This is a genomic window from Chromohalobacter sp. HP20-39 (assembly GCF_033052815.1).
Taxonomy (GTDB): Bacteria; Pseudomonadota; Gammaproteobacteria; order Pseudomonadales; family Halomonadaceae; genus Chromohalobacter.
The window spans coordinates 1-273 of the sequence record NZ_JAWHTP010000670.1 but is presented as its reverse complement, the minus strand read 5'-3'; the positions used below and the strand labels follow the sequence as shown (position 1 = coordinate 273).

At 64.1% G+C, this 273-nt stretch carries 1 protein-coding gene; it reads right to left on the bottom strand.

Going from position 1 to position 273, the window contains the following annotated elements:
- Positions 1 to 273, bottom strand: a 273-nt coding sequence (locus tag RVY79_RS19635) for a hypothetical protein (RefSeq protein WP_317466250.1), incomplete at both ends; no start/stop codon positions are given.

The window sequence follows — 273 nt, the reverse complement described above, 5'->3', positions numbered from 1 at the left end:
GCCTCACGTTGCCGCCTCCGCAGTTGAATTGCGGCACGAGTTGCGGCGGTGTGTCGAGGCGGCCGCAGTTGTCGCTGCCCTCAAGTGATGGCGGCGCGTCCTTGTCCGTATCCGGCCAGCGACGCACCGGAGAGGCCGCTGGCGTATCCGTGATCCACCCTGCTTGGCGCACGGCGTGGCCAATCAGTTCGAGCGCTTGCATGGCACGGTCTTCGATGAGTGCTTCATCGGCCAGACGTTGGTAGCGTGCTCGTGCGATCAGCATCATTTGCA